Origin of the sequence: Paenirhizobium naphthalenivorans (genome assembly GCF_007992095.1) — a bacterium.
Lineage (GTDB): Bacteria > Pseudomonadota > Alphaproteobacteria > Rhizobiales > Rhizobiaceae > Allorhizobium > Allorhizobium naphthalenivorans.
The window spans coordinates 1-1,039 of sequence record NZ_BJZP01000110.1 but is presented as its reverse complement, the minus strand read 5'-3'; the positions used below and the strand labels follow the sequence as shown (position 1 = coordinate 1,039).

Below are 1,039 nucleotides of genomic sequence, written 5' to 3'. Positions count from 1 at the left end.
CGCCTCGCAGTCGACCTCGCTCAGCGGCATGGCCCAGCAGATGCGCCGCGCCAGCTGACGCAAAACCAGGGCACGCGCCACGCAAATCAAGCCGCCGGAGAAAACTCCGGCGGCTTTTTCGTGCGGCCAACAGGACACAGTCGAACGCGGCGCAACGGACTAAATGAGATATTTATAGTTTATAGACAATTTTAAAACATGTTGGTGCCTCGGTGCATGCGATGCAACGCCCCACCCGCGCATGATGCGCCCTCACCCCATTCGAAGAATTCGACAGAACGGCCGTGGCCGCGCTGATGAAAAATTCACGTCCAACCTGGCTCGGCGGATCTATATGAAGAACCTGAAAATCTCCTACCAACTCGTGTTGCTGATCGGGGGCCTTATGCTTGCCTTCGGCCTTGCGACCTTTTTCCAGATCAAGTCGGCCGGCAAGGCAATCTATCATGAGCGCTACGAAATGCTGCGCACCCAGACGGAGACGGCCATATCGGTCATGGCGCGCTTTCACGCTCTCGAAGTGAAGGGCGACATGACACGCGAGCAGGCGCAGAATGCCGCCTATGACGTGATCGATGACATGCGTTTCGTGCCTGATGGCTATTATTTCGGCTATGACTACGCCGCCAACCGGGTGATCTATCCGGACAAGAAGGGCGTGGGCAAGAACTTCGCAAATATCGCGGACAAGTCGGGCAACAAGTTCCTGGTCGAAATCATCGACAAAGCCCGCAAGGGCGGCGACTGGACCGAATATGAATGGCCGAAGCCGGACCAGGCGGAAGATCTCCTTTATCCGAAGGCCGCCTTTGCATTGGCCTTTGAACCCTGGCAGGTAACCGTCGGCACAGGCGCTTACCTCGACGACCTCGACGCCACCATTGCGGATAGCATCCAGGGCGCACTGCTCGCCGGATTGCTGGTCCTCGCTCTGGGCGGGACGGCCGCCTACGTCGTCATCCGCGGCATCACCAAGCCGCTGACCGCGATCCACGATGCGCTGGAAGCCGTTGCCGACGAGAATGTGTCGATCACCATA

1 protein-coding gene is annotated in these 1,039 nt (G+C 58.3%); it reads left to right on the top strand.

Annotated features, from left to right (window positions below):
- Nucleotides 1-334 precede the first annotated feature (334 nt).
- A partial coding sequence (locus tag RNA01_RS23385; RefSeq protein ID WP_174824577.1) for a cache domain-containing protein occupies nucleotides 335-1,039 on the top strand: 705 nt, incomplete at its 3' end.